The organism is Pseudonocardia sp., from assembly GCF_025965585.1.
Taxonomy (GTDB): domain Bacteria; phylum Actinomycetota; class Actinomycetes; order Mycobacteriales; family Pseudonocardiaceae; genus Pseudonocardia.
Genome location: NZ_JAOPWR010000147.1, coordinates 1 through 2609, shown reverse-complemented (window position 1 = coordinate 2609; position 2609 = coordinate 1). Strand labels below are relative to the sequence as shown.

Annotated in this window: 3 protein-coding genes; 2 read left to right on the top strand and 1 reads right to left on the bottom strand. The window is 74.9% G+C overall.

Going from position 1 to position 2609, the window contains the following annotated elements; all coding sequences use genetic code 11:
• Nucleotides 1-780, top strand: a 780-nt coding sequence (locus JWR81_RS09245; RefSeq protein WP_297649461.1) for a nitronate monooxygenase family protein, incomplete at its 5' end; no start/stop codon positions are given.
• A gap of 313 nt (nucleotides 781-1093) precedes the next feature.
• The gene (locus tag JWR81_RS09240; RefSeq protein ID WP_297649462.1) at nucleotides 1094-1636 is read left to right on the top strand and encodes an inorganic diphosphatase; all 543 of its coding nucleotides are present in this window, start codon (nucleotides 1094-1096) and stop codon (nucleotides 1634-1636) included.
• Nucleotides 1637-1648: 12 nt separating this feature from the next.
• Here JWR81_RS09240 and JWR81_RS09235 read toward each other — a convergent pair.
• On the bottom strand, nucleotides 1649-2609 hold a 961-nt coding region (locus JWR81_RS09235), incomplete at its 5' end, for an alpha/beta hydrolase (protein ID WP_297649460.1).

Genomic DNA, 2609 nt, shown 5'->3' with positions numbered 1-2609 from the left:
GAGCGCACCGACCGGCCGTGGGGCGTCGGGTTCCTGAGCTGGGCGGCGCCCCCGGAGGCCGTCGCGCGGGCGCTGGAGCACCGGCCCTCGGCGGTGCTGCTGTCGTTCGGCGACCCCGCTCCTCTCGCCGCGCCGGTGCTGGCGGCGGGCGTGCCGTTGATCGTCATGGTCACCGACCTCGACGAGGCCCGGCGCGCCCTCGACATCGGTGCCGACGTCGTGGTGGCACAGGGCACCGAGGCCGGCGGGCACGGCGGCGGGCGCGGGACGCTGCCGTTCGTCCCGGCCGTGCTGGACGTCGCGGGCGATGTCCCCGTCCTCGCCGCGGGCGGCATCGCCGACGGGCGCGGGATGGCGGCCGCGCTGGCCCTCGGCGCCGCGGGCGTGCTCGTCGGCACGCGGTTCGCGGCCACGTTCGAGGCGCTGGAGCCCCCGGAGATCGGCAAGGCGCTCGTCGCGGGCACCGGCGAGGGCACCGAACGCAGCACGGTCCTCGACATCGCACGGGACTCCGGGTGGCCCAGCCGCTACTCGGGCCGGTCCTTGCGCAACCGCTTCCTGGACGAGTGGCGGGGCCGCGAGGACGAGCTCCGCGCCGACGACGACGCGCGCCGCGCCTACCAGGCGGCCGCGGCCCGCGGCGATCTCGACGCCGTCGCGGTGTGGGCGGGCGAGGTGGTGGACCTGATCGGCGACCTCCTGCCCGCCGCCGAGGTGGTGGCGCGGATCACCGCCGAGGCCGAGCAGGCCCTGGACCGGGTCGCGGCACTGCGGCGTTAGTGCGGTGGCCACGAGCGTTACCGGGTTGATCGCGGGATCCAGGTGGTTCCTCGCGAGGCGCCGCCCGCAGCTCATGCCCGGGTGTCTTCGCGACGCCGGCAACCCCGGAGGGGCCCCCGGGCCCGCGAGCGACCCGGTGGACGTTCGTGGCCGCACCGGGTGTGGCCCGAGGGCCGGTGGTCACCGGCCTGTAGATTTCCGAGGTACCCGATCCTGGAGCGTTCGTGAGCGAGCTTGCGAGCTCACCATCCGACACAGCAGCGCCGCGAACGCGGCCGACGAGCGCTAGCGAGGAGGACTCGTGAGCAACCCCATCGAGTTCGACGTCCTGATCGAGATCCCCCGCGGCAGCCGCAACAAGTACGAGGTGGACCACACCAGCGGGCGGATCCGGCTGGACCGCACGCTGTTCACCGCCACGCAGTACCCCGGCGACTACGGCTTCGTCGAGCACACGCTCGGCTTGGACGGCGACCCCCTCGACGCGCTGCTCGTCACGGTCGGCGACCCGCTCTTCCCCGGGGTGCTGGTGCTGTGCCGCACGATCGGGATGTTCCGGATGACCGACGAGGCCGGCGGCGACGACAAGCTCATCTGCGTCCCGGCCACCGACCCGCGCCTGGACCACCTGCGCGACATCCACCACCTCCCGGAGTTCCACCGGGCGGAGATCCAGCACTTCTTCGAGATCTACAAGGACCTCGAGCCGGGCAAGGGCGTCGTGGGTGCCTCGTGGGCCGGTCGCGCCGACGCGGAGGCCGAGATCGCGGTGTCCCGCAAGCGGCTGGCGGACTCGCAGCCCGACGACCCCCAGCCCGACGACCCCCAGCCCCACGACTCCCCGCCCGAGCACTGACGTCCGCCCGGGTCAGGCGCGCGACTCCGCCGGGGCGGCCGCGCGGTACCGCTCGTGGATCACGGTCAGGAAGCGGTGCACCGCGCGGACCGTGTGGCCGGTGCGCGCCGTGGGGAACTCGTCGAACGAGTGCTGCGCGCGCGGCAGCTCCGCGAAGCAGACCGGCTGCTCGCTGGCCTCGCGCAGCCGCTGGGCGAACCGCCGCGACTGTCCCACGGAGACGACCGTGTCGGCGCTGCCGTGGACGAGGAGGAACGGCGGGGCCGTGCGGTCGGCGCGGCGCAGCGGCGACGCCCGCCGCCACCTGTCGGTGTCCTCGACCTGCCGGGTCCCGAACACGCTCTTCTCGAGTGTGCGGTGCAGGCCGTACTCGTCCGCGCTGAAGTCGTGCACGCCGTAGAGCGGCACGGCCGCGGCGAGGCTGGTGTCGGTCTCGGTGAAGCCGGGCTGGAATTCGGGGTCGGCGGCGGTCACGGCCGCGAGCGAGGCCAGGTGGCCGCCCGCGGAGCCACCGCTGATCGTGACGAAGCCCGGATCGCCCCCGTGGTCGGCGATGTGCTCCTTCACCCACGCGATCGCCCGCTTGACGTCGACGATCATGGCCGGCCAGCGGTGGTCGGGGCCGAGCCGGTAGTCGACGGTGACACACACCCAGCCGCGCTCGGCGAGGTACGCCATCAGCGGTGAGGCCGACATCGTCCGGGAGCCCCCGGTCCAGCCGCCGCCGTGCACCTGGACCAGCACCGGAGCGCGTCCCGCGGGGTCGAGGTCGGCCCGCGCCCAGACGTCGAGGCGCTGCGCGCGATCGTCACCGTACGCGACGTCCGCGGCGCGGAGGTACCTCCTTCGGGCCACCCTCCCGGCGACGAGCCTGCCCGACGCCGGCTGCGGCGCGGGGTCGCCGAGCGGGGCGAGGGCGTCGGCCAGCACCGCGGCGGAACGGTCGGCGTCGCCACGCAGCCCGGCCAGTGCG